We start from the raw sequence: 240 nt of genomic DNA on the forward strand, positions 1-240 counted from the left end.
GGCGCATCTACCGCGCCGTTCATCCCTCGAGCGCGGGGAGGGGGTGGTGGAGCGAGCCGCTGAGACCCCAGCGCTTGGCTAGGGGCGCGAGCGCAGCACGCTGTTCCGGTGTGGGGTGGACGAGGGGCGCGTTCACCGCGGGCAACGGGAGGCCGTGCACGACCTCGACGACGCGCGGTGCGACCGCGGGATAATCGGCTGCCGCCAGGCGACGGGGCGCCAGTGCAGTCTGTCTCTTAT

1 pseudogene is annotated in these 240 nt (G+C 72.1%); it reads right to left on the minus strand.

Features of this window, described 5'->3' with window-relative positions:
- Positions 1–19: 19 nt before the first annotated feature.
- Positions 20–240: pseudogene (locus tag ACPYOG_RS20545) on the minus strand (flap endonuclease); the annotation flags it as partial.

Source organism: Leifsonia sp. HAY1-4F (assembly GCF_056755275.1).